This window comes from Terriglobus albidus, assembly GCF_008000815.1.
GTDB lineage: Bacteria > Acidobacteriota > Terriglobia > Terriglobales > Acidobacteriaceae > Terriglobus > Terriglobus albidus_A.
Genome location: NZ_CP042806.1, coordinates 318,028 through 344,117 on the forward strand (window position 1 = coordinate 318,028; position 26,090 = coordinate 344,117).

Genomic DNA, 26,090 nt, shown 5'->3' on the forward strand with positions numbered 1-26,090 from the left:
ATTCGTACCTGCGGGGCGAAGAGCGCTCGCTGAAACACTAGAACTCTTCATGATTTATGTCACGGACTTTAGACTCGGGGCACTAGACTAGAGCATTTCCCCTGTTACTGGGTATCCCGGGAGTAGCGTGCAGCGGCGTTTTCATTGCGGAAAACGCCCATAGATGCATAAGCCCTGCACGACACCTACAGGAGAAATGCTCTATCGCACGATCTCGATACGAACGCCCTCGGGAACCACTCGCGAGAACTGCTCTAGCTTCTCTCGTACGATCTCAGCCTCTTCAGGTGTGGTTGCAACCACATCAACAGCGGTCTCGGCAGTTGTCCGGTGAGCAATCAGCAGATTACGAATGTGGCCTGCAACGATCCACTCTTTCGGGATATCGGGGTACCACTTCGTATAGATCATCAGGAATTTCACATTGTGTTCCCTGGTGACTGAACGAAGAAACGCAGCAGTCTTGTCATGGGTCGCCGTCTCAAAGGAGCCTAGTCCAACGAGATCGAGTATGTAGATATTCGGGTCGTGATCGAAGGCGACACAGCCCAGGTCATTGACCGCCACAGGCTTGTGATAGAACATCTCTTCGAAACGATGCATCTGCATCTGCTGGAGATAGACGGAGCGGGCCGCATAAGGTACGCGTCCGACAACCTCAGCATAAGTCACGCACCAGATAATCGGCAGAATCAGAATCCATGCGGTGCGACGCCACTGAGCAATGAGACTCATGCAAAGCAGCAGGCAGAAACCGCTCACGGCGGCGTCGTACCGGTAGAACCAGCCTTGCGGCCCGAGAAGAAGAAGAAGAACGATCGCCGCCGTACCAGCAAGAATCGCATTTCGCTTTGTACTGTCGTGACGGACACGGAAGTACGCCGCGGCAAGAATCACCAGGCTGATGAGGAACCGCCCACGATGGATCAGGCTCTCCAGGTTGCCCTTGATGATCTGCATAATGTTGCTCGTCATCGAGCGATTCATGTTGGTGGTTGCCGTGGCCGTGGCGCCTTTGACCAACACCGATGTGGGTAGAAATGGGAGCCCCTTGGATCTCAGGTATAGACCGAACAGCACCAGGGGAGCAGCGCCGAGAATGAAAATCGCAATTGCCGAAGCGCGCTTCTGCTGGAACCAGCAAATCAGGGAAATCGCTAATGTGAATGCCAGGTCCTCATACCGGATTGCCGGGGCAAGCACGGCAGCAACCAGCACAAAGTTCGGCATAGGCCTTCCGGCATAGGCCTCCATCACACCGTAGGCGCAGGCAATTGCCAGAAGGAACTGCAGGGTGTGCTCCATGCCGACAAAACTCAACCCAATGAGGTTGAGCGCGAGCACGATGAAAAACGCGGCCGTCAGGCGATAGAGAAATGGCGATTTTCCATCTTTCCGCACAAGGACATTCCAGCGGTCAAAGAAGCGCCCAAGCAGGAAACAGCATCCCGCACCCGCGACAATGTTGTAGAGCAACGGAATCCAGATACGAACGGCACTCGTGCTGAACGGAACCAGAAGATAGGGCCACAGGATGCTCGACGCCGGAGACGCGGACTCTCCAAAGTTAATGGTGTAGCTGCCGTGCAGCAGACGCTGGGCCAATGCCAGGTGAATATAAGGATCGTCCAGAGCATAGGTAAAGCTTCCGTGGCAGAACCAGAGAACAACAGACAATGTTGCGACGCTCAGCAGGCCATACATTGCCAACAGCATTCGGCTGAAGCCGCCGGTTGCTTGAACTTCTCCAGCAGACTGGACAGTGGACATGTTTCCGAGTGTAGCCGGGTTAACTCAGTGCGGCAAACAATGTTGTATCGCAGTTTTATGAGTTTTTACGCACGCTTCATCCTCTCCCAACGGGCCTGGGCGCTAGGTATGAACTTAGATCCAACTTTCTCGCAGCAACTCTCTATCCCAACACGGGTATTCACAAGTGCCCGCGATGTACATCGGGTGGAGGAAAAGAAAATGATGAACAAACGCTTTGCAGGACTTACTCTCGCGGCTGTGATGATGATGGCGCCTTTTGCCACCCAGGCCGTAGCGCAACAGGGCCCGCCACCTCCGCCACCGTCGGGATATGGCCCGGCGTATGGATGGGATGCGCCTCCTCGTGAGTTTCAGGAGATTCAACGTCAGGGATTCCATGACGGCATCTATGGCGCGCAGAAAGACTTTGAGAACCACCGCCGGCCGACTCCGAACAATCGCGATGAGTATCGTCGTCCTCCGGTAAGTCCGCGCGATCGCTATGCATATCGTATGGGCTTTGAGCGCGGCTATCGCATTGGCTGGGATCACATTATGAATCGCGGCGGCGGCTACGGCTTCTATGGCCGATAACCGGACCTAGGGTCCGTCATCACGCATCACGCGTTGTTTCGAACCGGATAGAATGGCCTGCATCGCTAAACAAAAAGCATGCAGGCCGTTCTGCTTTAATCGCTCCTGGAGTGACTTCGCGTGACCTCTCTTCGCAGACTTCTTCCTATCCTTGCTCTTTCTGTGGCTGCGCTTGCGCAGAACCAGCGCGTTGCCGACCAACGTGTCGGTGAAGCTCCAGTGGATGGCTTTCAGCGCCGCGGCACTGACTCCATCGCTCTGACGATTCCAGGTCTGCGGCCAGGACCGACTGCGATCGACATCAAGGATCTGGTCCTGCATGAATTCACCTTCGAGGGATCGCCCGTCGCTGCATCAAAGCTTCATCTGAAGCAGTTGAGTGAGGGCGTCTATGAGGTCACCTCTACTGCATATGCGGTGGGCGACTGGGAGTTTCAGGTTCACGACGGCGCTGCCGGCTACTACGGTCTCGGCGAGCACTACAACACGCTGAACCACACGCATGAAGTCATTCGGAACCTGTCGCAGGACAACGCATACAGCAAAGGCGCAGGCACATATAAGCCGATTCCCTTCTATCTCTCGACTACCGGTTACGGTCTATGGGTCGACACCACAGCCGAAGCTGTCTTCGACATGAACGCTGCTGACCGCTATGAAGTGAATGTCTCTGTCCCCGCCGAGCGGTTGCGCATTGTGCTGTTCACCGGCCCGGAGTTTCCGAAGATCCTCGATCGCTTCACCGCGCTTGTAGGACGCACCATCCTTCCGCCGTACTGGGCCTTTGCTCCATGGGTCGGCCGCGACTACCACCGCAATGACGCCGATGTACGCGAAGACGTGGACAAGACGCGTGCCCTCGGCCTGCCTGCAAGTGTCGAGCTAATCGATTCACCGTGGTCCACCGGATACAACAGCTACGAGTTCAATCCGAAGCAGTTCTCTGATATCAGCGGCACCATCAAGTACGTCCATGACAATGGCTTTAAGCTGGTGCTGTGGCACACACCCTGGATCAATAACAAGACCAAGACGCCGGGCGAAGCTGGCTTTGCCGACAAGCTCGACGTTGAGAGCTCCAATTACAAGGAAGCTGCCGCCGGCGGCTACTTCGTCAAGAACGAGAACGGCACACCGTATGTTGGAACATGGTGGAAGGGCGAGGGCTCCATCATCGACTTCACCAGCCCGGCCGCGAAGGAGTGGTGGCAGAACCAGGTCCGCAAGGTCATCAAGCTTGGCGCGGACGGCTTCAAAGATGACGACGCCGAGGGTAACTTCATCGGTCCCGTGAAGTTTGCCGACGGCACCGATCCGCGGCTGATGCGCAACCGCTTTGCCGTGCTCTACAACAACGCAATGGAAGAGCTGATCCAAAAAGATCTGAAGGGCAACGGCGTTCTCTTCGCCCGCAGCGCCACCGTCGGCGATCACAACATCGCCATGCTCTGGGGCGGGGATAACGAAGGCAACTTCTCCGAGGAGGACGGCCTGCCCACCATCGTGACCGCAGGGCTGGGGGCTGGTCTTAGCGGGATGGCCATGTGGACCGCCGATCTGGGCGGCTACTTCGGAGGCGCGGAACCAGATCCAGCGAATTTCATGCGCTGGACGCAGGTCGCCGCCTTCTCGCCGGCGATGGAGGTCTTGAATACGAAGAACCGCGGTCCCTGGAGCTACGGCGACGAGGCCCTGAAGAACTACCGCAAATATGCCGTGCTGCACATGAGCCTCTTTCCTTACCGCTACGCGGCGGCGCAGCAGGCCCACAAAACCGGTATGCCGCTGATGCGTGCCCTGGTGCTGAACTACCAGGACGACAAGCAGGCCCGCGAAACCCGGGACGAATACCTCTTTGGCGATGACTTCCTGGTAGCTCCGGTGCTCCATGAAGGGACGCAGCGGCCGATTTACCTGCCTGCGGGCGGCTGGGTGAACTACTGGACCGGAGCGCAGGCCACTGGCGGCAAGACGGTCGTCGTCGATGCGCCAATGGACGTGCTCCCCGTCTACGTCCGCGCTGGAGCGGTGATCGCGAAAATCCCCGAAGACGTCATGACGCTGGTACCTGCCGAGGAGTCCGGCAATAAGGCCGTAAAAGCCCTGGACGATCGCCGTATCTATGAGTTGATTCAACCGTTTACCGGACCGGCCGCAACCACGACCGAAGATTTCGAGGGCCGCACCCTGACCCGCGACGCCGGTTCGCTGAAGATCAAGGGGAAAGCCGCCAAAGTCACCGTCCGCTGGAAGTTCAGCCAGGTACGCTCCGTCTCCGTAAACGGATCCCCGGTAAAGCTCCTGACCGACGCTACCGGGTCCTACGTCGAGCTGAACCACACCGGCGAATCCACCATCGAATGGAAATAACCCAATATTCCTCAGCTTCCGGGGGCGACCGTCCGGAGCGCTGCTGCATCCCTCTTGTAAGTACTTGACCGGGGTACGGAAATGAGTCCTGAAAGCGCTATAGCGCGTCTAAAGAATGTGGTATCCTGTGGTTCGCTGGGATTCTGCGCCCATACTATGCCCTCGCCCTTCGCGGAATAAGAGGAGCTGTGGCCCAGGCGGTATAAACCGCTACTCCGTTTTCCAGCCCCCGTAACAACCCCGGGATACGTGTCGACGATGATCGCCAGACACGAAAATATTTTTACCCCGCGACTCGATCGTGGGAAGGGATGCATTGTGGCTAACGAGGAAATGGATAATTTCGGAGAGACAGCACTAGACCAGGACAGTCTGGATAAGCTGATCGATGCCGGTAAAGAGAAGGGCTACCTCACCTACGGCGAGGCGAACGACCTGATTCCAGGTGACATGACCAATCCAGATGATCTGGATGACCTGCTGACCACCATCAATACGCAGGGTATCGATGTTCTGTCGCCTGACGCAAAGTTCGACAAGCGCGACTCCTACGACCTGGACTCTGAGGATGAGGACGTTGAGCTTGACCTGACTCCGGGACAGCTTGAGAAGACCAACGACCCCGTGCGCATGTATCTGCGCGAGATGGGTACGGTTCCGCTGCTCACCCGTGAGGGCGAAGTTGAGATCGCCAAGCGCATTGAGCGCGGCCAGTTGCGCGTCATGAAGGCTATCTCGCGCTCGCCGATCGTCATTCGCGAGATCCTCGCGCTTGGCGACGACCTGAAGCGCGGCGTACGTAACATCAAGGAAGTTGTCACCTTCGACGAAGAAGAGCTGACCGAAGAGATCCTGATGTCGCGCGTCAAGGCGACCGTCAAGAAGATCGACGCGATCGCCAACCACCAGAAGAAGGCCGAGGAGTACACAGCCAAGCTGGCCGATGGCAAGCTGAAGTCGCACAAGGATCAGCGCAAGCATCGCTGGCTGGTGGGCCGCGAGCGTGTGAAGGCGACGCGCATTGTGCGCGAGCTGAAGTACACCAACTCTGAGAAGAAGCGCCTGCTCGATAAGGTCAATAAGACCGTCGACTCCATGCGTACACTGGAGCGCCAGATCAAGTCGCTGGACCAGAAGTTCGAAGCTTCGCGCTCTGAAGAGCTGAAGAAGGAGTACCGCCGCCAGCAGAAGAACTGCCGCACCGATCTGGAGCGCCTGGAGAGCGAAGCCGGCCTCACCATCGATGAGCTGAAGCGCACGCAGCGCGAGATGATCCAGGGCGACATGGACGCCGAGAAGGCCAAGCGCGAGCTGATCGAGGCCAACCTTCGCCTCGTGGTCTCCATCGCGAAGAAGTACACCAATCGCGGCCTGCAGTTCCTCGACCTGATTCAGGAAGGCAACATCGGCCTGATGAAGGCCGTGGACAAGTTCGAGTACCGCCGCGGTTATAAGTTCTCGACCTACGCCACCTGGTGGATCCGTCAGGCCATCACCCGCGCCATCGCGGACCAGGCCCGCACCATCCGTATCCCGGTGCACATGATCGAGACCATCAACAAGCTGATCCGCACCAGCCGTCAGCTGGTGCAGGAGCTTGGCCGCGAGCCCAGCTCGGAAGAGATCGCGAAGCGTATGGATATCCCGGTCGCGAAGGTCCGTAAGGTCCTGAAGATCGCGCAGGAGCCCATCTCGCTGGAGACGCCGATCGGTGAAGAGGAAGATTCGCACCTTGGCGACTTCATCGAAGACCGCATGGCCGTCTCTCCGTCCGACGCTGTGATCTCAGTGAACCTGAAGGAGTACACCTCGCAGGTGCTGCGCACGCTGACTCCGCGCGAAGAGCGCGTGATCAAGATGCGCTTCGGCCTCGAAGATGGCTCCGAGCATACGCTCGAGGAAGTCGGTCAGAGCTTCCAGGTCACCCGTGAACGTATCCGTCAGATCGAAGCCAAGGCACTGCGCAAGCTGCGTCACCCCAGCCGCAGCCGCAAACTGCGCGCCTTCGTCGATGGCGTGAAGGAAATCTAACTCGCTGCGAGTTAGCATAGAGACAAAGGCCGCGATTCGCTCGCGGCCTTTGTATTGTCTGTATTGCCCAAATGTCTTCGCTTTTTGAACCCACACCGCCGAACATCCTGCCTGAGCTTCATCAGCGGCTGCTTGCCTTCCACGGCAAGCCGGCGCCACGCGATGTGTGGGATCCGCTGACGCAGTTGATCTATTCGCTGCTGTCGGCGCGCACCAAGACGGAAGTATCGCTGCAGATCATCCGCGACCTGCGCAACCGCTTCGATGGCTGGCAAGGTGACTGGACACGGCTGCGCGACGCCTCCATCGCGGAGATTGAAGAGGTCATTCGGCCAATAACGCACTACGAGAAGAAATCACACCAGTTGAAGGAAACGCTTCAACAGATCAGCGACCGTATTGGCGTACTGCGGCTGGAGCCGCTGGGACGATATCGCACGGAGAAGATCCGCGCCTGGATCGAGCAGCTTCCGGGTGTCGGTGTGAAGACCTCCGCCGCTGTCGTCAACTTCACCACACTACGTCGCCGCGCACTGTGTATCGACAGTCATCACCAACGCATTGCGCAGCGATTAGGTCTGAGCTCTCCCAAAGCCGATGCGCGCCAGGTGGAAGCAGACCTGATGGCGCTGGCGCCTGAGGACTGGACGCCGGAGATGCTGGACGAAGATCACTCGCTCTTCAAGCTGCAAGGCCAGACGCTGTGCACGAAGAATGAGGTGCGCTGCGGCAGGTGTCCGCTACTCGATCTATGCCCGACAGGGAAAGAAAGGGCCACGCCGAAGCGCGGCCCTTGGTAGATTGATGACTTTACTGCTTCGGTGTTGCGTCGACGGTCCACTCCTCGATCGGCGCCAGATTCAGATCCTTCAAACCGGCTTCGATCTTGGCCTTGTCGCCAACGGCAACCAGAATCATCTGATCTGGATGGATGTAGGTTGTCGCCGCATCGGCAGACTGCTTTGACGTGACGGCATCTACCTTCGCCGGCAGAGCGCGATAGTAGGTGAGCGGCAGGTCATAGGTGAAGATATTGCCCATGGCGCCAACCACGCCGGCATTGGTTTCGAAGTCACCGGGCAGCGAACGGGCATAGCTGTCACGCGCCATCTTCAGCTCGCTATCGCTCAACGGTTCCTTGCCGATGCGTGTGAGCTCATGCATCAGCTCTTTGGCAGCCGGCGCGGTGACATCCGTCCGAACAGACGCTCCTGCAAAGAACGGGCCGTTGCCGCGGCGGAAAGTGAAGCGCGAGCTCGCTCCGTAAGTGTAACCGTGCTCCTCGCGCAGGTTCATGTTGATGCGGCTGGAGAATAAGTCGCCAAGCATGGTGTTCATCACTACCACCGGAACATAGTCCGGAGTGGAGCGCGGCAGGCCAAGCTGGAAGGCATAGAGCGCCGTCTGCGGAGCTCCGGGCTTATCCACCAGGATCACGCGCTTGGTTGCAGCAGCAGGAGCTGTTGGAGGCTTCGGCACAGATGCCGTTCCCGTCCATCCACCGAAGTACTTGGTTGCCAGGGCACGCGCCTTCGCCAGGGTAATGTCACCGGACAGCACCAAAGCCGAGTTCTTTGGACCGACGTTCTTCGTATAGAAGCCTGACAGATCGGCGGAAGAGATCTCCTTCACCGAATCCGGCTTGCCGAGCGAGTTGTGTCCATAGGCGCTGGTGGGACCGAACAGAGCAGCAACACCGACCTGCTGCGCCACGATCGGCGGCTGGTCACGCTGCTGCAGCAACTGCGTCAGGCGGCGCTTGCGGACACGCTCCACCTCACCGCCATCGAAGGCCGGATGCAAAGCGACATCTGCAAAGAGATCGACTGCGTTGTCCAGCTTCGTCGTCAGTCCTCCTACAGAGACACTCATCGCATCAGAGGTAGCAGTGCCGTTAAGCGAGAGCGCAAGGTCTCCTGTCTGGTCTGCAATCGCTGTCGCCGAGCGAGTCTTCGTTCCCTCGATCAACATTGCTGCAGCGAATCCGGCAACACCGGGTTTATCGGATGGGTCTTGCGAGGCTCCGCTGAGAGAGACCAGATTCGCTGCGAAGAGCGGCAGCTTATGGTTCTCTGCCACATATACCTTCAAGCCATTCGCGAGCGTAAAGGTCTGCGGCACCGGTAGAGCGAACGACGGCGTCGGTCCAGGCTTGGGCGCGGTCTTGCGCCACGCCTGCGCCGCATCGAACTCGGCGGTGTACTCCTTTTCGATCTTGACGTCGGCATCCGTATTCTCCGGACTGCGCGCAACGTCATGAATCACCTTCTCGCCGGGCACACCGTAGACAACGACCCGATGATTGCTCGCCAGCAGATCCTGCGCATACTTCATCACGGAAGAACCATCCGCATTCTGATAGCGGGCGATATCTTTCGGAAGATATCCGGGGTCACCGGTGAAATGGTTGTAGTAGTTCAGCTTGTCTGCAACAACGCCAATGCGCTCCAGGGGACGAATCAGGCTGGCGATGGACTTGGTGCGGGCACGCTCAAGCTCTTCCGGCGTCGCACCGTTCTTCAGAAACTCATCGATCACTGCGTTTGCGGCCTTCTCCAGATCAGCCGCCTTCGTACCGGGACGCGCCGTGATCTCGCAATTGAAGATCGAAGCCACCTGGGCTGACTCGTTGTAGCACTGTGCTGCCTGTGCGATCTGCTGTTCGTAGACCAGCTTCTTATACAGGCGGCTGGAACGCCCGCCGCCCAGCACATCGGCTGTGATATCCATCTCCGCATCGCCCGGAGCAAACGCCTTGGGCGAGAGCCATGCAAGATAGACCTTCTCCAGTTGCACGGTATCGGTCACCGTGAGCCGCTTCTCTTCCGTGATCGACGGCGTAACGACATCGAGCTTCGGTACGGTCTCACCCTTCTGCAGTGGACCAAAGTACTTCTCCACCAGAGCCTTTGCCTGTGCCTTATCGAAGCTGCCGGCGACCACCAGCGTGGCATTATTCGGCGCATAGTAGGTCTTGAAGAAGTCGCGAACGTCCACCAGGCGTGCAGCCTCGATATCCTTGTGCGAACCGATCACGACACCGTGGTAGGGATGGGGCTCTGGGAACAGGTTGCCGTAGACCTCTTCTTCGACAACACCGTAGGGCTGGTTCTCACGCGACTGACGGCGCTCATTGCGCACAACGTCTCGCTGATTGGTCAGCTTGGCGCGGTCCAGCGTATCCAGCAGAAAGCCCATGCGGTCGCTCTCCAGCCACAAGGCCAGATCGAGCTGGTTGGACGGTACCGTTTCGAAGTAGTTCGTACGATCGAAGTTCGTGCTTCCGTTGATATCCGATGCACCGGCGGCTTCAAGGTATTTGAAGTGGTTCTTCTCGCCTACATTCCTCGATCCCTCGAACATCATGTGTTCGAAAAGATGAGCAAAGCCCGTGCGGCCCGGACGCTCATTCACGGCACCAACGTGATACCAGACATTCACGCTGACCAGAGGCAGGGACTTGTCTTCAGTAAGAAGGACCTGCAGACCGTTGGGCAGACGGTACTCTTCGTAGGCGATGGTGGGCGCCTTGATCGCGGATGTCTGCGCTAGAGAAGAGACGGTAAGAACAAGAGCAGAAAAGAGTGCTGCGAGGCGCAGTTTCATAGGGGACCTACTCCGTGAAAGCAGAATTGAGTTCACCCAGAGTATCCCTGCCCGCGCCAAAACGAAAGAGGCTGCGCTATGCGCAGCCTCCAGGTGAAATGGATAAGTTGAGGGAGACTAAGCTGCGGCCGCCGGAGTAAACCCGTCGCAACCGCTGATCGGGGTGACCTTCAGATGCAGGCCGGAATGCTTCGGATGACCGCAGTCATCGAGCATCGTAGCTTCCGCCTGATGGCTGGTGACAATGGTGATAAGTTTGTTGTCTCTATGCGTCTCACCGAAGTGAGAACAAAGACCGCATTGACCGTTCGAAATCTGCATAAGAACCTCCACTCGATTCGATTAGAGATCGCGGCAACGCCCTCACGTTGCCTTGCCAAGCATCATGCGCCTCTTTCCAGAAGCTTGTAAATTCCGACAAAACCGGACCGACATTCTGCTATATATCTACGGAACCGCAACTTCACCGGCTGCGTATCTGGCTGCCAGAGAAAGAGGTATCGGATGACAGGCGACCCTTACACAGCAGGCATGACGGACGCGCAGCGCGCGTACTTCTACTCCGAGTATCAGAATCAGCGTAAGGATGAGGTCGCGGGCATCCTGTTCGCCTTCTTCCTGGGAAGCTTCGGCGCACACCACTTCTACCTGAAACGCAACGGCATGGGTATTTTGTACGCCTGTTTCTTCTGGAGCGGGATTCCTGGCCTGATCGCCCTGGTCGAGTGCTTCTTTATGCCCGGACGTGTGCGGGAGTACAACGCTCTGCTGGCTCTACAGATACAGCAGATGATTCTGAATGGCACACCGGCGCCAGCACCCCCGCCCGCGAACAACCATAATCCCTATCTCGCCAACGGCCGCGTCTGCAGCCAATGCGGTGCACAGTTGGAGCAGGGCGCCCAGTTCTGCCCGAAGTGCGGCACGCGGGTTGCGTAGTTTGTCGAACTTGGTGGGAGCAGCGGGCTTCAGCCCGCTGATAAAGGCGTAAAAGTAAATGGGCTTTATAGCCCTGGGATCTCTTCACCGTCTGGAAAGGCCCAGGGCTAAAAAGCCCATTTTTCTGGATGCTGATTGACCGTGGCCTGAAGGCCACGGCTCCCACCGGGTTCGAGCTTCGCTCGAATAGTTCACCACGGGTGCCCCACCCATCGCGGTGCGATGGATCTTGCTTCTTCATACCAACAACAAAAGCGCGGGCTCTTCAGCCCGCGCTTCGTTGTTGAACTTACATTCGCTTACGACAGCGAATGCAGATAGTCGAAGTCAGCCTTCGCCGCCTCAAGCGGAGGCAGCGTATAAGGAGCTTCCTGCTCGACGAAGATATGCTCGACACCGGTGCCCTTTACACTGGCGAAGATCGCTTTGTAGTCCACCTTCCCCTTGCCGATCTCGGTGCCCTTGGCGCTCTCGCCGGTCTTACCGCTCTCCCAGCTCGAGAAATCCTTGATGTGCAGCATCTTGATGCGGCCGGGGAACTTCTTCACGTAGTCGCCCGGCTTGTATCCGGCGACTGTGATCCAGCCGCAGTCAATCTCGAACTTCACATTGGCCGGGTTGGTGTTCTTGAGCAGGTAGTCGTAGCCCGGAACGCCGTCCACCAGGGCAAATTCCATGGTGTGATTGTGTGCTGCGAAGACCAGGCCGTTCTTCTTGGCCTCTTCACCCACCTTGTTCATGACCTCAGCCAGCTTCTTGAAGTCGTCGCCCGTCAGCGGGGCGACCATCTTCGCGCGCCAGGCAGCGCGTTCGGCGTCTGACATCTCAGCCGGCGACTTGGTCAGCTTCTCCTGGATGAGCTGCTTCGGAACGGACGCCGTCGCGTATTTGCAACCCAGCGCCTTAGCGTCATCGAACGACTTCTGCAGATTGTTGATGTCCCACTGCAGGTGAGCGCTGGGGCACTTCAGGCCGGCATCGTCCAGCACCTTGCGGAACTCGGCTGCGGTTTTAATGGTGCCGTAACCGGCCGTCTCCACTTCCTTGTAGCCCATCCCGGCAATCTGCTTCACGGTGCCCACGGTGTCTTTCATCATGGGATCGCGCACGGTGTAAAGCTGGATACCGATAGGCAGGCCGAGCGGATCGGCCCATGCCATCCGTCCCATCACACCTGCCACCGCTACCGCCGCTGCGCCGCCCACAAACTGCCGCCGATTCATCCGCATCTCTCTTTTCTCCTTGGGGAACCTCGATTGCGAGTCTCTGCGCTTTTCTGGTGGCTTGTCAATCTGCGTCATGTATATTGGCTGCACCCATCCCCCGAGGAGACCATCGATGAAACGCTTCGCCGCGCTTTTGCTCTCACTAACAGCTACCGCCTTTGCCGCCTCCACTCCTATCGCGGGCAGCTGGAAGATCTATGGCGACGTCAGCGGCTATCCCGTCAATGAGAGCTGCACGTTCTCGATCGACAAAGACAACAAGATCACCGGAACCTGCTCGCTCGGCAACAAGTCGTACGACGTGACCGGGACGCTGGAGGACACGAAGCTTACCTTCAAGCACGGTGGCGAGTATGAAGGCCAGGCGCTCATTCTGACCTGGGTCGGCACTCTTGCGGAAGACGGCTCCCTGGCAGGCACCATCGACGTACAGCCTCTCGGCTATCCCGGCACCTTCACCGCCAAGAAGGCAGAAGAAGACAAGCCGAAGGCTGAAGATAAGCCCGCCGCGCAACAGTAGACCATTTTTCCTGTAGGTGTAGTGTAGGGTTTCGGCATCTATGGGCGTTTTCCGCAATGAAAACGCCGCGGTACTTCTCTTCCGGGATACCCAGCAACAGGAAAAATGGTCTAGACATCTCACTCAGGAGGCTTCGCATGTTGAAGCTGATTGCAGCTGTCGTTGTTCTCGCCGTAGCTATCATTCTGATTCTGGCCGCTACCAAGCCGGCCACCTTCCACGTCGAGCGTTCCGCTACCATTGCAGCCCCGCCGGAAAAGATTGCAGCCTTCGTCACCGACTTCCATCGCTGGGATGCATGGTCTCCGTGGGCGAAGCTTGACCCCGCCATGCAGATAGCCTACTCCGGACCCGACTCGGGAACGGGCGCCATCTATCACTGGAAGGGCAACAGCAGGGTCGGCGAAGGCGAGATGGAGATCCTCTCGGCCACGCCGGAAAAGACCGGCATCCGGCTGGACTTCATCAAGCCTTTCGAAGGCAAGAACACCGCGATGTTCTACTACTCCGGCTCGCCTGCAGGCCCCACGACGGTCCGCTGGACCATGGACGGCCCTTCCAGCTTCATGACGAAGCTCATGATGGTCTTTACCAGCATGGATAAGATGGTCGGTCCGGACTTTGAGCGCGGTCTGACTAATCTGAAGTCAGTTGCTGAACATCCGTAGCGGGCATGTGCCCGGCGAAGACCACCCGGTTCCGTCCCGACCGCTTGGCCTGGTAGAGAGCATCGTCAGAGAGCTGACGCAGTGTGTCCAAATCGAGACCGTCAGCCGGATAGATCGCGACACCGATGCTGATGGTGATGGGGATGATCAGACCGTTGATATGCAACGGCCGGTCAAACAGCCGCAGCAGGCTTTCTGCCAGGCTCCTGGCGCCGTCCTCTGACGAGACGTGGTTGACGATCAGGGTGAACTCCTCGCCTCCGGTGCGCGCCAGCGTATCGCTCTGCCGAATACGCGACTGCATGCGCGCGGCTGCCTGTTTCAGGCACTCATCGCCGACCAGATGACCGTAGGTGTCATTGATATGTTTGAACCGGTCGAGATCGAGCGTCATGAGCGCCGCCGGTTTGTCGCTGCGCTGCGCGATGGCAAGCCACTGGTTCATGCGGTCTTCCAACAGCGTCCTGTTCGGCAGCCCCGTCAGATGATCGTGTTGTGCCTGGCGCACCAGCTCCCGGTTGAGTTCCACATGCTCCGTCGTGTCGACCACCAGCAGAAACCGTGCCGATTGGCTCTGGAAGGTCACCGGATACATCGTCATCTCCGCGTGAAAGCTGCTTCCATCCTTGCGGCGGCTGAGCGTCTGGTATCTCTCGAACCTCCGTTCATACTGCAACATCTCCATGCGCGTTGGCGCATCCTCCGGCGGAAAGATCTCCGGCACTGCCAACCCGAGGAACTCTTCCATGCCATAGCCGTAGGCACGCAGCGCAGCCTCGTTGGCCGAGAGGAATCGTCCATCTTCCGGAGAAAAGACGAACATCGGATGCGGATTCCCCTCGTAGAGCAGACGGTACTCCTCGGTAAGGGTACGAACGCGCTCCTGGTCCTCCTCCATGACGCGCAGAATCATGCCGAAGGCAACGAGATACTTGGGTAGATACCACAGGCTGGTGAGTGTGATGAAGGACGATTCCCAACCGGGTCTGTCTCCCATCCACCAGTACAGCGGATACTGTAGCGCCCAGAAGAAGAAGCCCTGAGACGCGATCCACTGTCCCGCGCGATTGCGCGACGGCAGCGTCAGGAACATCAGACCGCAAGCAGTGAAGATCTCCGCCAGAATGACGGCGTAGATCACCTGCATCTGGTTGGTGGCTACCAGCCGGAGCATGGCCACACCGGAGACCACCGCCAGGATATCGAGCACCAGCAGCCGGGCCTTCGACTGCAAACCATAGCTGCGGCGCAACGACCAGTCCGCCAGCACCTCTCCGCCGACAATCAGAACGCAGATCATCCACTTCTGTGCCGTACCGGTATTGATGAGAAGAATTCCAAGGCAGGAAGGAACACTCAGCGCCAGGCCAAAGCTGCACAACTGGCGCAGCGTAAGGTCCTTCTGTCCGAAGGAAAGCAGGAACGCGATTCCCGCGAAGACGATGGCCCATATCCGCACCGTCTCGGTAGCTGGCGAGCTGATATGGGAGATCTGTTCCCACTCCCAGATGGCCATGCTGGTAAGCTCCAGCAGCCAGCCGGCGAGCCATAGCCGGTAGCGACGCTGCGGCCTTCCCTTTTGCAAGGCAGCAAAAAAGAAGGTCAGCAGCGGGACCATGATCAGATCGAATAATTCTTGCCGCATCAGGCTCCCGGACTACAGACCTGCGCCTTACGGTTCAGCAGAGATTTCCAAGGCATCAATTACTGTTACTATCCCATCCGAAACGCCGCATTGCAGCAGAAGTTTTCTGCAAAATCCGCAACGGTAACGGTTTTGAGTAATGTTGAAATGTGATTGGAGCACATTCGCATGAGTAAAGTCCTGGTGATCGATGTCGGCGGCACCCATATCAAAGTTCTGGCCACCGGAAAAAAGACCGCCATCAAGATCGCTTCCGGGCCGGACGCGACCGCCGCCTACATGGCAGAAGAGGTCCTGGCAGCTACCGAATCCTGGCAGTATGACTGCGTCTCCATCGGTTTTCCCGGTCCGGTCATCGGGAACCATCCGGCCGACGAACCGCATAATCTCGGCTCCGGCTGGGTGGACTATGACTATGAAAAAGCCTTCGGGAAGCCGGTCCGCATCCTGAACGATGCCGCCATGCAGGCGCTGGGCAGCTATAAGGGCGGCCGCATGCTCTTTCTCGGACTCGGCACCGGCCTGGGGTCAGCGATGATTCTGGACGGCGCCATCGCGCCCATGGAGCTGGCTCACCTGCCCTATCGCAAGGGCAAAACCTACGAAGAGTATGTCGGCAAAGAGGGCCTGGAACGCCGCGGCCGCAAGCGCTGGCAGCGGTCTGTCCACGACGTCATCGAGCGCCTGCGCACCGCCCTGCTCTGCGAATACGTGATGCTCGGTGGAGGCAACGCCAAGCTGCTGGACAAACTGCCCGAGGGAGTCCTGCTCGGCGAAAACGCGAACGCCTTCGCCGGCGGCTTCCGCCTCTGGGATCCCCCGACAAAAGAGGCGCCGCCACATGCCGCCATCGATGCCGGCCGGGCGCATGTACGCCTGTCAGCGGCCCAGAAGCACCAGGAAGCACACCCCAGGAAAAACTAGTTGGTTGGTTGAATCGTTGAATGGTTCCCTTAGCTGCTGTGGCATCCCGCAGAGTTCACGGGAGGAATACCGGCGTCCTGAGACACCATTCAACAATTCAACGATTCAACCAAAAAGCCGTTGCTGCGCCGGTCCTCTCACAGCAGCCGCAGGAATCTTCTGCGCAGTCTCCTGCGAGAGCAGTGAATCCATCGCACGCTTATTCAGGCCGTGCTTGCGGCAGATGGCCGTTACCATCGCACTCAGACGTGCTGCGTAGGCTTTATCGGCGAAGTCCCGATCCTGGAACTGGCGGGCGTATTCCGGCTCCAGGTCGGGAAAGTGCTCGCGAATGAAGCTCAGGTAAGTAGGTCGCGAACACGGTTTCAGGAACAGCGGGTTGGCCGAAAAGAAGCAGGCTCCATGATCGGCGGCCAGCTTCGCCATGCGATCGATGGCTGTCATGGTGTCGGTAATGCCGGGCAGCAGCGGTGAGTTCAGTACGCCCACGATGATGCCCGCCTGGCGCAGCTTCTGCACGGTTGCCAGCCGCAGGTCAGGACGCGGAGCACGCGGCTCCAGCTTCCGCGCCAGCTCCACATCCGGCGTAGTGATCGTGAGATGCACCACAAGGACACTCTTGCGGGCGATCTCCTGCAGCAGATCGAGGTCACGGACGATGAGCGTGGACTTGGTCACGATGCCGAGACGGATTCCGCTGCGGCGCGCCAGAACCTCCAGCAGGCTCCGCGTCACCTTCTGCCGCCGCTCGATCGGCTGCCATGGATCCGTAGCCGTACCAAGCGCGATCTCGTCCGTGATGTGCCCTTGCTTCTCCAGCCGGCGCAGCTCCTGTTCCAGCAGCCAGGCTGCGTTCTCCTTGACGAAGATCTTCCGTTCGAAGACCTCCGGATCGTGGAAGTTCGGCTGACCCTCCGCAGGCCCGTCCTTCGGCGCCAGGAACTCATGCGTGTAGCGCGCGTAGCAGTAACGGCAACCGAACTCGCATCCGCGGTAGGGATTGATGCTCCAGGCCATCCAGTGCATCCGCTTGGAGACGGAGCGGTTGAGGATGCCGCTGACCTTCATGCCGCAAAACTCGACATCGTGGCCATCATCCACATGTTCGGCATGCGCCGCCATGCGAACCATGCCGGTAGTTTCCGGCAGAATGGGAAAGAGTGTTTTCGCTTTTTCTTCGCCATTCATGAGACGAGCTTAGGCTTGTTTCGGCGTGGTCGTCAACTGTGGATTTGCCTGCTCTGCAGATCTCACGGCTTGCTGCTGGAGCAGCCATGAATCGTCGGAACGCATCTGAATGACTACTTCGTTTGGCAATTGCATTCCCCCGATGATTCATGAAGCCGGAAAATATAGGGTGCGACGCGGCGATTCTCTCTGGAAGATCGCACGATCGACATACGGACACGGCAGGATGTGGCGTGAGATTGAGCACGCGAACCATCTGCGCCCGGGCAAGCCCCTCCTTGTGGGACAATTTCTTCGCCTTCCCCATCTACGCCCAGGGGCCACTTCCTCCAGAGCTCACACTTCTGAGCCGACAGCATCGCAGACGCGCAGCTTGCAGCCCTCAGATCATCAGTCGTTGCCGACACCACCTCACTCGGCACACGTTCCGCATCCGGCTGCTTCAGATCAGGAAGCAGTTCGTCTGGCACGTCCTGTCCTTTTCCCGGCGTTCAAATACAAGCTGGAGCACACCGTTAAAGTCTTCGAGTTCCCCAATTTGCACGTCGTCTGCGAATTTACAGGTGAAATTACGATGCAAAAGAAGGGAATCATCACCAGTGGACTTACCTTCACACCACAAGGCATTGAAGTCGAATACAAAAAAGAAGCAGATGGCGTATTGCGAGACTTCTTCTACAAGTGCACCGGTTCGATCGAGGATGGAAAAGCTAAGGTAGGTTTGGCGGTTGGAGCTACAGTTCGTCAGGGTGACACAGTTTTATCCAGCTCGGAGATTGAGCCCGAGCCTCCGTTTGGCATGAAATACACATGCCAGGGACGAGAGATCAAACTTACGTACAGAGACTTCGATATCACCGGAGTACTCGGTTATGTGATGCATGCACAACCGAGATCCAATAGCAGCAGTCCACAACCGAGTCATGCTCCGGCAGTCAATTGGAGTAAGGTCGTAGGCACTGGCCTCATACTGGCTGCTGTCGTCATTGTTGTTGCAGACATCGCTAAGGATGGCGCGACCTTCGGCGCTGGTGCCGCAGAAAGTCCCCTTTCCTTCGCAGCCGCGGCCCGTCTTATGGGAGCCGGGGTCGCAGCTTTTCGATCTACCGCATACTAGGAACTCAGATGTTACGGTCTACGCTCGACAGGATTATTCCCGCGCTGCTCATCATGCTGGCTCTTTCGCCGCTGTACCTGGCATTTTATTTCATGCACATGTACCAGAGGCACGGCATGCCAACCAATGCTGTCATCACTGTAGGTAGCCCGTATCTCATCCCCACGCTTGCGTATCTCTCTTCCGCGTATCTGTATTGGCGGCTTCCAAACGCTCGCACGATATTCCAGGTGCTCGGTGTCCTTTATGGGGCACTTTATGCCCTTCCTCTCTGGAGGTTAAAGGACTCTCTCAGCTCATGGAGCGTCTTACACGGCAACATCCTGGCGGTAGGTGCGTGGGAAACAGCCGGCGTCGTCCTGCTCGGCCTGCTCTGCGCCGTGCAGATGCTTACACAAATCCGTCGGCCGGCTCAGGCGAACTGAGCCAGCGCTCCCTGACGGCTAAAGATGGCTGACCCGGATGAAGACAAATTCGCCGTACAACTGCGAATGTCTACTAACCACCCTTATCCGCGGTGATAGTGGCGACGGGCCGCCTTATGCCGGCGGTGCGCACGCACCCTGGTGTGGTGAGGACGCGCCATCATCGCGTCGGCGAGAGGAGCAAAGCAGAACAGCACCAGAAGCGTAAGAACGATCGAACGTTTGTACATAATGCCGCGATGATGACATGGTTCGCTGCCGGTGGGAAGAACCTTCTGCGCCACCTGGCTGTGTCTTTTTTGTTTGTCATCCTGAGCCGAAGGCGAAGGATCTGCTTCTCTACCCATACTTCCCAGGCCGACAAAAGGCGACAAAAAGCAGATTTCTCCGCTGCGCTACGAAATGACAAATAAACTAACTCCCCGCAATCGTAATCCCCTCAATTCGAATCGTGGGGCTCGCGCTCGAGGAACGGAACTTCAGATCATTTCCGATCGCCACAATGTTCCGGTACATGTCTTTCAGATTGCCCGCGATCGTGATCTCTTCCACCGGATACGCAAGCTCGCCATTCTCGATCCACAGACCGCTGGCGCCCTGCGAATAATCGCCCGTCACCAGGTTCACACCGAAACCCATCGTCTCCGTCACGTACAGGCCGCTCTTCACATCGCCGATCAACTGCTGCGGCGTGATGCTGCCGGGCTGCAGGAAGAAGTTCCCCGCACCAATCCCCGGAGTCCCCGCCAGACCACGCGACGCATTGCCTGTCGACCGCAGGCCCAGCTTGCGGCCGGTGTAGCTGTTGAGCACGTAGCTCTTCAGCACGCCGTTTTCGACAATGACCGTGCGGCGGGTCGGCAGGCCCTCACCATCGAAGGGCGAGGTACCAAACCCTGCGACACCGTTGAAGACCAAGGTGCCGTCATCGACGATGGTGACGTTCTCACCCGCAACCTGCTCACCAAGCTGACCGGCGAAGAAGCTGGCGTGACGATAGATCGCGTCTCCATTCGCGGCGTCGAAGATATTCGACATCAGGCTGCGCGCGATCTCTGGAGAGAAGACCACCGGAGCCTTCTGCGTGGGCACACGGCGCGCTCCCAGGCGGCGCAAAGCACGGCGCGCAGCTTCCTTTCCAACCTCTTCCGGTGACTCCAGGCCGCCGATATGGCGGGCCGAGGAGTACCAGTAGTCGCGCTGCATGGTTCCTGTCGTGTCCTGCGCGATGGGAGAGACAGAGTAGCCGCAGTAGCTGCGGCGGTACTCGCCGCTGAAGCCACGCGAGTTGACGACGATCTTGCGCGAGGTGGCGGCGTCAAAGGCCGCTCCCGAGGAGTTCTGGATGCGCGTGTCCGCGGCCATAGCCGCGGCCTCACACCGGCGTGCCATCTCGATGCGCTGCTCCACCGGAAGCGAGTAGACATCGTCGAAGTACAGCCCCAGGTCGCCTGCTAGAGAACCAAACTCATCCGTCTCCGGCAGTCCGGCAAAAGGATCTTCACTGGTAATCTTCGCCAGTCCGACTGCACCGTCGATCAGCCGGCGGATGGACGCCTCCGACAGATCCGACGAAGACGTGTTCGCCGTGCGCTGTCCGATGAAGACACGCAGGCCGATGGCGCGCGAGCCCGACTCCTGCAGCGTCTCTACTTGGCCCAGGCGGACGCTGGCGGAGAACTCATCGCCCTCGTAGACAACCGCCTCGGCGTCTGTAGCGCCGGCCTGCAAGGCGCGCTCCACTACCTGCTGCGCGAGAGAGTTCAGATCCAGTTGCTGCGAGAGTTCTTCGGTCGTCATGGTCATTCCGCCTTTAAGGATATCTGCTGGAGCCTCCTGAGTGGAGATAAGCCCTGATGTGCGAGACTTCTCCTCAACAGAGGAGAAGGAATGGAGCACACCTCGCAGTTTGCGACCTACCCCAGCCTGCGTGATCGCGTCGTATTGGTCAGCGGCGGAGCCACCGGCATCGGCGAGGCTATCGTAGAAGCCTTCGCCCGGCAAGGTGCCCGCGTCGCCTTCCTGGACCTGCAGCAGGAGGCGGGCGAAGCTCTCGCATCGCGGTTGCAACAGAATGGCCTTCCGGCTCCCGTCTTTGTGCGCTGTGACCTGACCGACACCGCCGAGGCGCAAAAGGCCCTACGCGCTATAGAGGAGCAATGGGGTGCGCTCGACGTGCTCGTCAACAATGCCGGCAACGACGTTCGCCATGACCTGGAATCGGTTACACCGGAACGCTGGGATCAGTTGATGGCCGTAAACCTGAAGCACCAGTTTTTCCTGTCACAGGCGGCACTCCCCGGCATGCGGCAAAAGCAACGCGGATCGATCGTCAACATGGGATCGATCTCCTGGGTTATCCCCTCGACCGATCTGCCCGTCTACACCACCGCCAAGGCGGCGATCGTGGGCCTGACGAAGACGCTGGCTCACTTGGCCGGCAAGGACAATATCCGTGTGAATTGCGTGATGCCGGGCGCCATTTTGACGGAGAAACAACAACGCCTGTGGCTGACCCCCGAGTACACCGCCACGGTGCTAGGCGCGCAGGCCATCAAACGCATGATTCTGCCTGAAGAAGTAGCGCGCCTGGTGCTCTTTCTCGCTTCGGATGACAGTGCAGCCATCACGAACCAGTGCCATGTGATTGATGGCGGCTGGATCTAGGGAAGCAGTTGAATGGTGGAATCGTTGAATTGTTGAATGGTTCTAAGCGCCCGATCCACTTTGGTTTGTCATCCTGAGTGTAGGCGTAGCCGAAGCGAAGGACCCGCTTTGTCGCTGCCACGGGTGCTTCATTCGTATAGTTTTGAAAATCAAAACCCCTTAATTCGTTCCGCCCACCGTCATCTTGTCGAGCTTCACTGTCGGCATACCCACGCCCACCGGAACACTCTGCCCACTCTTACCGCAGGTCCCGATCCCCTCATCCAGCGCCAGATCGTTGCCCACCATCGACACATACTTCAACGCCTCAGGCCCATTGCCGATCAGCGTTGCACCCTTCACCGGAGCCGTCACCTTGCCGTCTTCGATCAGGTAAGCCTCGCTCGCCGAGAAGACAAACTTGCCGTTGGTGATATCCACCTGCCCGCCGCCGAAGTTCACGGCATACAGACCGCGCTTGACGCTCTTGATGATGTCCTCGGGCATGTCCTCACCGTTGAGCATGTAGGTGTTGGTCATGCGCGGCATGGTGATGTGCTGATAGCTCTCACGGCGTCCGCTGCCGGTGGAAGGAATGCCCATCAAGCGCGCCGACAGCTTGTCCGAGAGATAGCCCCTCAGGATGCCATTCTCGATCAGCACATTCTCGCGCGTCGGCGTGCCCTCGTCATCGACATTCAGCGATCCCCGCCGGTTGGGGATGATGCCGTTGTCGACCACCGTCACCTTCGAGCTGGCAACCTGCTGCCCGATAAGACCCGCGAACGCCGAGGTCTTCTTGCGATTGAAATCAGCCTCAAGGCCATGCCCCACAGCCTCATGCAGCAACACACCGGGCCAGCCGGGGCCAAGTACCACCGGCATCTCGCCTGCGGGAGCGGCGATGGCTCCAAGCTGCAGGATGGCGGTACGTGCCGCCTCGCGGGCGAAGTGTTCGGGCGTCTTCACCGTCTCGAAGTACTCGATCGTAATGCGTCCGCCGCCTCCGCTGCTGCCGCGTGCCGTGTTGGTTCCGTCCTTCGCAATAACAAAAACATTGAACCGCGCCAGCGGCTGCGTGTCGCTGGCAAAGGTGCCATCGCTGGCAGCAACAAGGATGCGCCGCAGCTCATCGTTATAGCCAGCACGCACCTGCGTAATCCGCGAGTCATAGGCGCGAGCAGCACGGTCAGCCCGAAGAATCAGCTCCAGCTTGCCGGCAATCTCAGCATCGGTGCTGGCGCCTGCTACCGGGTAGAGCTCCGGCGTCGTCGGCGAGGTGAATCCCTGCACCTGCTGCTTCGCCGGTCCGCTGGCAATCAACGCTGCGGTACGCGCAGCACGCAACAGACGCTCCGGTGAGAGATCGTCGGTGTATGCAAATCCGGTCCTCTCCCCGCTCAACACCCGGATCCCACAACCGACGCTGATGCCCTGGCTCGCCGACTTCACCAGCGACTCATCGACACCGATCGAAGTCGACGTCACCGACTCAAAATACAAATCGGCATAATCGCCGCCGGCCGAAAGCGCCTCACCCAGGCAGCGCTCCATCAGCCGCTCCGAGACGCCGAGAGTATCGATGAAGTAGCGCTTGTGGTCGGCTGCAGTAGGAATCGTCATAAACAAAATTTTACGCTGGCAAGGTCTAGGCCGTTTTACTTATGATGTCTTGCTATTGGCCCCTTTTAGGGGAGAAGGCCGCTACAGATAAACCTCTTGTGTTTGCGGCCGAAATGTTAGCGCATAAACTACACATATGCAGTCGTCTCGAAGACTCTTCCCCGCAAAACCGCAGCTAGACGTCTTAGAAGGCGATCCCCACAAAAGCGTTGGAACTCAGGGAGGCTTGTTTTACGAGTTTTTCGCTGGTGGAGGAATGGCGCGAGCCGGTTTAGGCGCGGGCTGGAAATGCTTATTTGCAAACGACTTTGATGATCGAAAAGCATCTTCCTACTGTGACAATTGGGGTGACGAAGATTTTCATTTTGGAGACGTCGGCCGTTTAGCGACGAGCGATCTTCCAGGAAAAGCCGATTTGGCATGGGCATCGTTCCCTTGCCAGGATCTTTCCTTAGCAGGAACCGGAGCAGGTCTAAAGGGATCCCGGTCCGGAACTTTTTGGTCGTTCTGGAAACTGGTCCAAGAATTAGCGCGCGAAGGACGCAAGCCGAGCGTCGTTGTGCTAGAGAACGTATCCGGCGCTCTGAGTTCGCACGGAGGGCAAGACTTCAGAGCCCTTATCGGAGCTCTTGCAAAAGAAGACTATCGCTATGGCGCTCTAGTGATTGATGCTGTTCACTTTGTTCCTCAATCGCGACCACGTCTATTTATTGTTGCGATCGACGCAACCATCGAAATACCTCCGGCTTTGATATGCAAAGCACCCGATCCTGCCTGGACACCAGGTGCTCTCCTCAAGGCTTGCGATGTCCTGAGTGATGAAGAACGTCAGCGGTGGGTTTGGTGGAATTTGCCGAAGCCAAGTCCTCGCGAGAAGGTATTCTCCGATCTAATTGAGGAAGAGCCGACGGGTGTCGCTTGGCATACAAGCCCAGAAACCAAACGCTTGATCGAAATGATGAGCCCCATCAATCGCAAAAAGTTACGAGATGCGAAAAAAGAAGGTAGGCGGGTAGTTGGGGCAATTTACAAACGAACGAGGATCGATACCGAAGGGCAGCGGAAACAGCGCGCAGAAGTTAGATTCGATGACATCGCAGGTTGTTTACGAACCCCGGTCGGCGGCTCAAGCCGGCAATTGATCATGGTGGTGGATGGCGAAAACGTACGTTCTCGCCTACTCTCTCCTAGAGAAGCTGCGCGATTAATGGGTTTGGAAGAGAGCTACATCTTGCCCAGCAAATATAACGAGGCATACCACTTGGCTGGAGATGGTTTGGTTGTTCCTGTTGTTCGACATCTCGCCAGCAATGTCCTTGAACCATTGCTAGCAGCTGTTCGCAAACAAGGATGGCAAGTCGCATGAGCCCTGTAGAACTTATTTCATTGCTCTCCGAGTTCGCGACTGACAATAAGTTCAAGGGAAGCAAGGGCGCTTTAAGCGTAGCCCTCGTGATTACCGATCAAGCTCGCAAAAAAGGTCTTCCGCTTGACCCGGACAATCTGATTACCGGCGACGGATCTGGAGGCCAAGTCGCCGGGCTAGGCAGGGGGGCTGTGCAAGCTATCCTTGCTCGACATTCGATTGGCGCGGTACTCGCGAGAGAAGGAGGCAGGACGAGCCGCGGAAGTATTTCCAACATGCGGAGCTACGTGGCTTTTTTGAATGAACTCCATCGGGTCGGGATAGCTGACCTCGATAGGATCGAGACATTTTGGGTTGAGCGCGTACGTGACTTCTTTGCGGCAAAACCTTTCCAAATCAGTTTGGACACTTCGCGGAGTATTCGTAATGTTGTACGCGGCGTAATCGACCAAGCCGAAAAACGTCAGAGTGAGACAACTGGAACTTATTATGCTGGCGCCGTCATGCAGCACCTAGTTGGAGCGAAGTTGGATTGCGCTTTAGGTAAGGGAAAATTTCAACATAATAGCTTTTCAACATCGGATCTTCAGTCTGGTCGTACTGGCGACTTTTTGATCGGCGATGTGAGTATCCATGTCACAACTTCCCCTAGTAATGCAGTTATTGAGCGATGCCGCGAAAATCTGGACGATTCCCTGCGTCCAGTCCTTGTTACTTTGGACCGCCGCCTGACCGCAGCCGCGAGCAATGCAGAAGATGCTGGTCTCGGTGATCGAATTGATATTTTCGACATTGAACAATTCATCGCATTAAACGTCTTTGAATTGGGGAAGTTTGGCGCAGAAGGCCGAAAAACAGCTGTGGCCGAAATCGTCTCTCGCTATAACGAAATCATTGATGAATTCGAAACAGATCCAAGCCTCAAAATCGCATTCAAAAAATGAGGGAGACGCCTGAGCACCGAAGTCGGACTATGCGGGCAGTAAAAAGTCGGAATACGTCGCCCGAACTTGCTGTACGTCGCCTACTTCATTCAATGGGTTACCGCTATCGCCTCCATCGAGCTGACTTACCAGGCAAACCTGACATCGTATTCCCAGGCCGACGTAAGGCCATCTTTGTGCATGGCTGCTTTTGGCATGGCCATAACTGCCCTAGGGGCGCACGTATACCCAAAGAAAATCGTGCCTATTGGCAAGAAAAAATCGATCGTAATCGATCTAGAGATAAGAAAGTAAGTACTCAAATCCGATTAGCTAACTGGAAGAGGCTGATCATCTGGGAGTGTGAAATTCGCTCCGATGATCTTTCCGAGAAACTAAGACAGTTTCTTGATCGAGATTAACTACGGATACAGCAGTAAAACGCCGCATTCTGTGGAGTGGGCGGTAAACAAAAGAGCCCTGCGACCATCTCCTTTTCAGGAGCAGCCGCAGGGCCTTTCCAAACT

At 57.6% G+C, this 26,090-nt stretch carries 23 protein-coding genes; 14 read left to right on the plus strand and 9 right to left on the minus strand.

Annotation, left to right across the window (positions count from 1 at the left end):
- Positions 1-201: 201 nt before the first annotated feature.
- Positions 202-1,770 (minus strand): hypothetical protein, encoded by a 1,569-nt coding sequence (locus tag FTW19_RS01255; protein WP_147645887.1) that lies wholly within the window; start codon positions 1,768-1,770, stop codon positions 202-204.
- A gap of 201 nt (positions 1,771-1,971) precedes the next feature.
- On the opposite strand from FTW19_RS01255, the gene FTW19_RS01260 reads away from it, so the two are divergent.
- From FTW19_RS01260 to FTW19_RS01275, 4 genes are all read left to right on the plus strand, one after another.
- Positions 1,972-2,346, plus strand: a complete 375-nt coding sequence (locus FTW19_RS01260) for a hypothetical protein (RefSeq protein WP_246153519.1) — start codon at positions 1,972-1,974, stop codon at positions 2,344-2,346.
- Between the two features lie 120 nt (positions 2,347-2,466).
- Positions 2,467-4,716, plus strand: coding sequence for a glycoside hydrolase family 31 protein (locus FTW19_RS01265; protein WP_147645888.1), 2,250 nt, complete (start codon positions 2,467-2,469; stop codon positions 4,714-4,716).
- Positions 4,717-5,049: 333 nt separating this feature from the next.
- Positions 5,050-6,747 (plus strand): RNA polymerase sigma factor RpoD, encoded by a 1,698-nt coding sequence (rpoD, locus tag FTW19_RS01270; RefSeq protein ID WP_147650414.1) that lies wholly within the window; start codon positions 5,050-5,052, stop codon positions 6,745-6,747.
- A gap of 71 nt (positions 6,748-6,818) precedes the next feature.
- Positions 6,819-7,547, plus strand: a complete 729-nt coding sequence (locus tag FTW19_RS01275) for an endonuclease III domain-containing protein (RefSeq protein ID WP_147645889.1) — start codon at positions 6,819-6,821, stop codon at positions 7,545-7,547.
- Positions 7,548-7,557: 10 nt separating this feature from the next.
- Here FTW19_RS01275 and FTW19_RS01280 read toward each other — a convergent pair whose 3' ends face one another.
- Positions 7,558-10,353 (minus strand): M16 family metallopeptidase, encoded by a 2,796-nt coding sequence (locus FTW19_RS01280; protein WP_147645890.1) that lies wholly within the window; start codon positions 10,351-10,353, stop codon positions 7,558-7,560.
- A 117-nt stretch (positions 10,354-10,470) separates the two neighbouring features.
- Positions 10,471-10,674 carry a hypothetical protein gene (locus FTW19_RS01285; RefSeq protein ID WP_147645891.1) on the minus strand — a complete coding sequence of 68 codons (204 nt, stop codon included), beginning with the start codon at positions 10,672-10,674 and terminating at the stop codon, positions 10,471-10,473.
- A gap of 183 nt (positions 10,675-10,857) precedes the next feature.
- On the opposite strand from FTW19_RS01285, the gene FTW19_RS01290 reads away from it, so the two are divergent.
- A complete protein-coding gene (locus tag FTW19_RS01290; protein WP_147645892.1) occupies positions 10,858-11,292 on the plus strand; it encodes an NINE protein in 435 nt (144 codons plus the stop codon).
- Between the two features lie 299 nt (positions 11,293-11,591).
- Here FTW19_RS01290 and FTW19_RS01295 read toward each other — a convergent pair whose 3' ends face one another.
- Positions 11,592-12,521, minus strand: coding sequence for a sugar phosphate isomerase/epimerase family protein (locus tag FTW19_RS01295; RefSeq protein ID WP_187143193.1), 930 nt, complete (start codon positions 12,519-12,521; stop codon positions 11,592-11,594).
- Positions 12,522-12,630: 109 nt separating this feature from the next.
- On the opposite strand from FTW19_RS01295, the gene FTW19_RS01300 reads away from it, so the two are divergent.
- Together FTW19_RS01300 and FTW19_RS01305 are read left to right on the plus strand one after the other, a co-directional pair.
- A complete protein-coding gene (locus FTW19_RS01300; RefSeq protein WP_147645894.1) occupies positions 12,631-13,038 on the plus strand; it encodes a hypothetical protein in 408 nt (135 codons plus the stop codon).
- 137 nt (positions 13,039-13,175) lie between these two features.
- Positions 13,176-13,706: an SRPBCC family protein gene (locus tag FTW19_RS01305; RefSeq protein WP_147645895.1), complete on the plus strand. Its 531-nt coding sequence runs from the start codon at positions 13,176-13,178 to the stop codon at positions 13,704-13,706.
- Here FTW19_RS01305 and FTW19_RS01310 read toward each other — a convergent pair.
- Complete coding sequence (locus FTW19_RS01310; RefSeq protein WP_147645896.1) at positions 13,675-15,351, minus strand: sensor domain-containing diguanylate cyclase; 1,677 nt, start codon at positions 15,349-15,351, stop codon at positions 13,675-13,677. The two genes, FTW19_RS01305 and FTW19_RS01310, sit on opposite strands and share 32 nt — an antisense overlap.
- Positions 15,352-15,519: 168 nt before the next feature.
- Between FTW19_RS01310 and FTW19_RS01315 the strand changes: the two genes are divergently transcribed.
- Entirely contained in the window at positions 15,520-16,275 is a 756-nt protein-coding gene (locus FTW19_RS01315; RefSeq protein WP_147645897.1) for an ROK family protein, read from the plus strand.
- Positions 16,276-16,380: 105 nt separating this feature from the next.
- Here the strand turns inward: FTW19_RS01315 and FTW19_RS01320 are convergent, their stop codons facing one another.
- Positions 16,381-17,463, minus strand: coding sequence for an SPL family radical SAM protein (locus tag FTW19_RS01320; RefSeq protein WP_147645898.1), 1,083 nt, complete (start codon positions 17,461-17,463; stop codon positions 16,381-16,383).
- A gap of 574 nt (positions 17,464-18,037) precedes the next feature.
- Here FTW19_RS01320 and FTW19_RS26060 point away from each other — a divergent pair.
- Together FTW19_RS26060 and FTW19_RS01330 are read left to right on the plus strand one after the other, a co-directional pair.
- Positions 18,038-18,580, plus strand: coding sequence for a hypothetical protein (locus tag FTW19_RS26060; RefSeq protein WP_246153520.1), 543 nt, complete (start codon positions 18,038-18,040; stop codon positions 18,578-18,580).
- Positions 18,581-18,588: 8 nt separating this feature from the next.
- The gene (locus FTW19_RS01330) at positions 18,589-19,005 is read left to right on the plus strand and encodes a hypothetical protein (protein WP_147645900.1); all 417 of its coding nucleotides are present in this window, start codon (positions 18,589-18,591) and stop codon (positions 19,003-19,005) included.
- Positions 19,006-19,088: 83 nt separating this feature from the next.
- Here the strand turns inward: FTW19_RS01330 and FTW19_RS01335 are convergent, their stop codons facing one another.
- Both FTW19_RS01335 and FTW19_RS01340 read right to left on the minus strand, forming a co-directional pair.
- The gene (locus FTW19_RS01335) at positions 19,089-19,352 is read right to left on the minus strand and encodes a hypothetical protein (RefSeq protein ID WP_147645901.1); all 264 of its coding nucleotides are present in this window, start codon (positions 19,350-19,352) and stop codon (positions 19,089-19,091) included.
- 67 nt (positions 19,353-19,419) lie between these two features.
- Positions 19,420-20,805, minus strand: coding sequence for a TldD/PmbA family protein (locus FTW19_RS01340; RefSeq protein ID WP_147645902.1), 1,386 nt, complete (start codon positions 20,803-20,805; stop codon positions 19,420-19,422).
- 90 nt (positions 20,806-20,895) lie between these two features.
- Between FTW19_RS01340 and FTW19_RS01345 the strand changes: the two genes are divergently transcribed.
- Complete coding sequence (locus tag FTW19_RS01345) at positions 20,896-21,672, plus strand: SDR family NAD(P)-dependent oxidoreductase (RefSeq protein WP_147645903.1); 777 nt, start codon at positions 20,896-20,898, stop codon at positions 21,670-21,672.
- Positions 21,673-21,831: 159 nt separating this feature from the next.
- Here FTW19_RS01345 and tldD read toward each other — a convergent pair whose 3' ends face one another.
- Positions 21,832-23,274, minus strand: a complete 1,443-nt coding sequence (tldD, locus tag FTW19_RS01350) for a metalloprotease TldD (RefSeq protein WP_147645904.1) — start codon at positions 23,272-23,274, stop codon at positions 21,832-21,834.
- Positions 23,275-23,500: 226 nt separating this feature from the next.
- Between tldD and FTW19_RS01355 the strand changes: the two genes are divergently transcribed.
- The 3 genes from FTW19_RS01355 to FTW19_RS01365 are packed head-to-tail and all read left to right on the plus strand — an operon-like array spanning position 23,501 to position 25,985.
- Positions 23,501-24,640, plus strand: coding sequence for a DNA cytosine methyltransferase (locus FTW19_RS01355; protein WP_222705517.1), 1,140 nt, complete (start codon positions 23,501-23,503; stop codon positions 24,638-24,640).
- Positions 24,637-25,584: a DUF4928 family protein gene (locus FTW19_RS01360; RefSeq protein WP_147645906.1), complete on the plus strand. Its 948-nt coding sequence runs from the start codon at positions 24,637-24,639 to the stop codon at positions 25,582-25,584. Before FTW19_RS01355 ends, FTW19_RS01360 begins: the two co-directional genes overlap by 4 nt.
- Entirely contained in the window at positions 25,581-25,985 is a 405-nt protein-coding gene (locus FTW19_RS01365; protein WP_147645907.1) for a very short patch repair endonuclease, read from the plus strand. Before FTW19_RS01360 ends, FTW19_RS01365 begins: the two co-directional genes overlap by 4 nt.
- Positions 25,986-26,090: the final 105 nt, after the last annotated feature.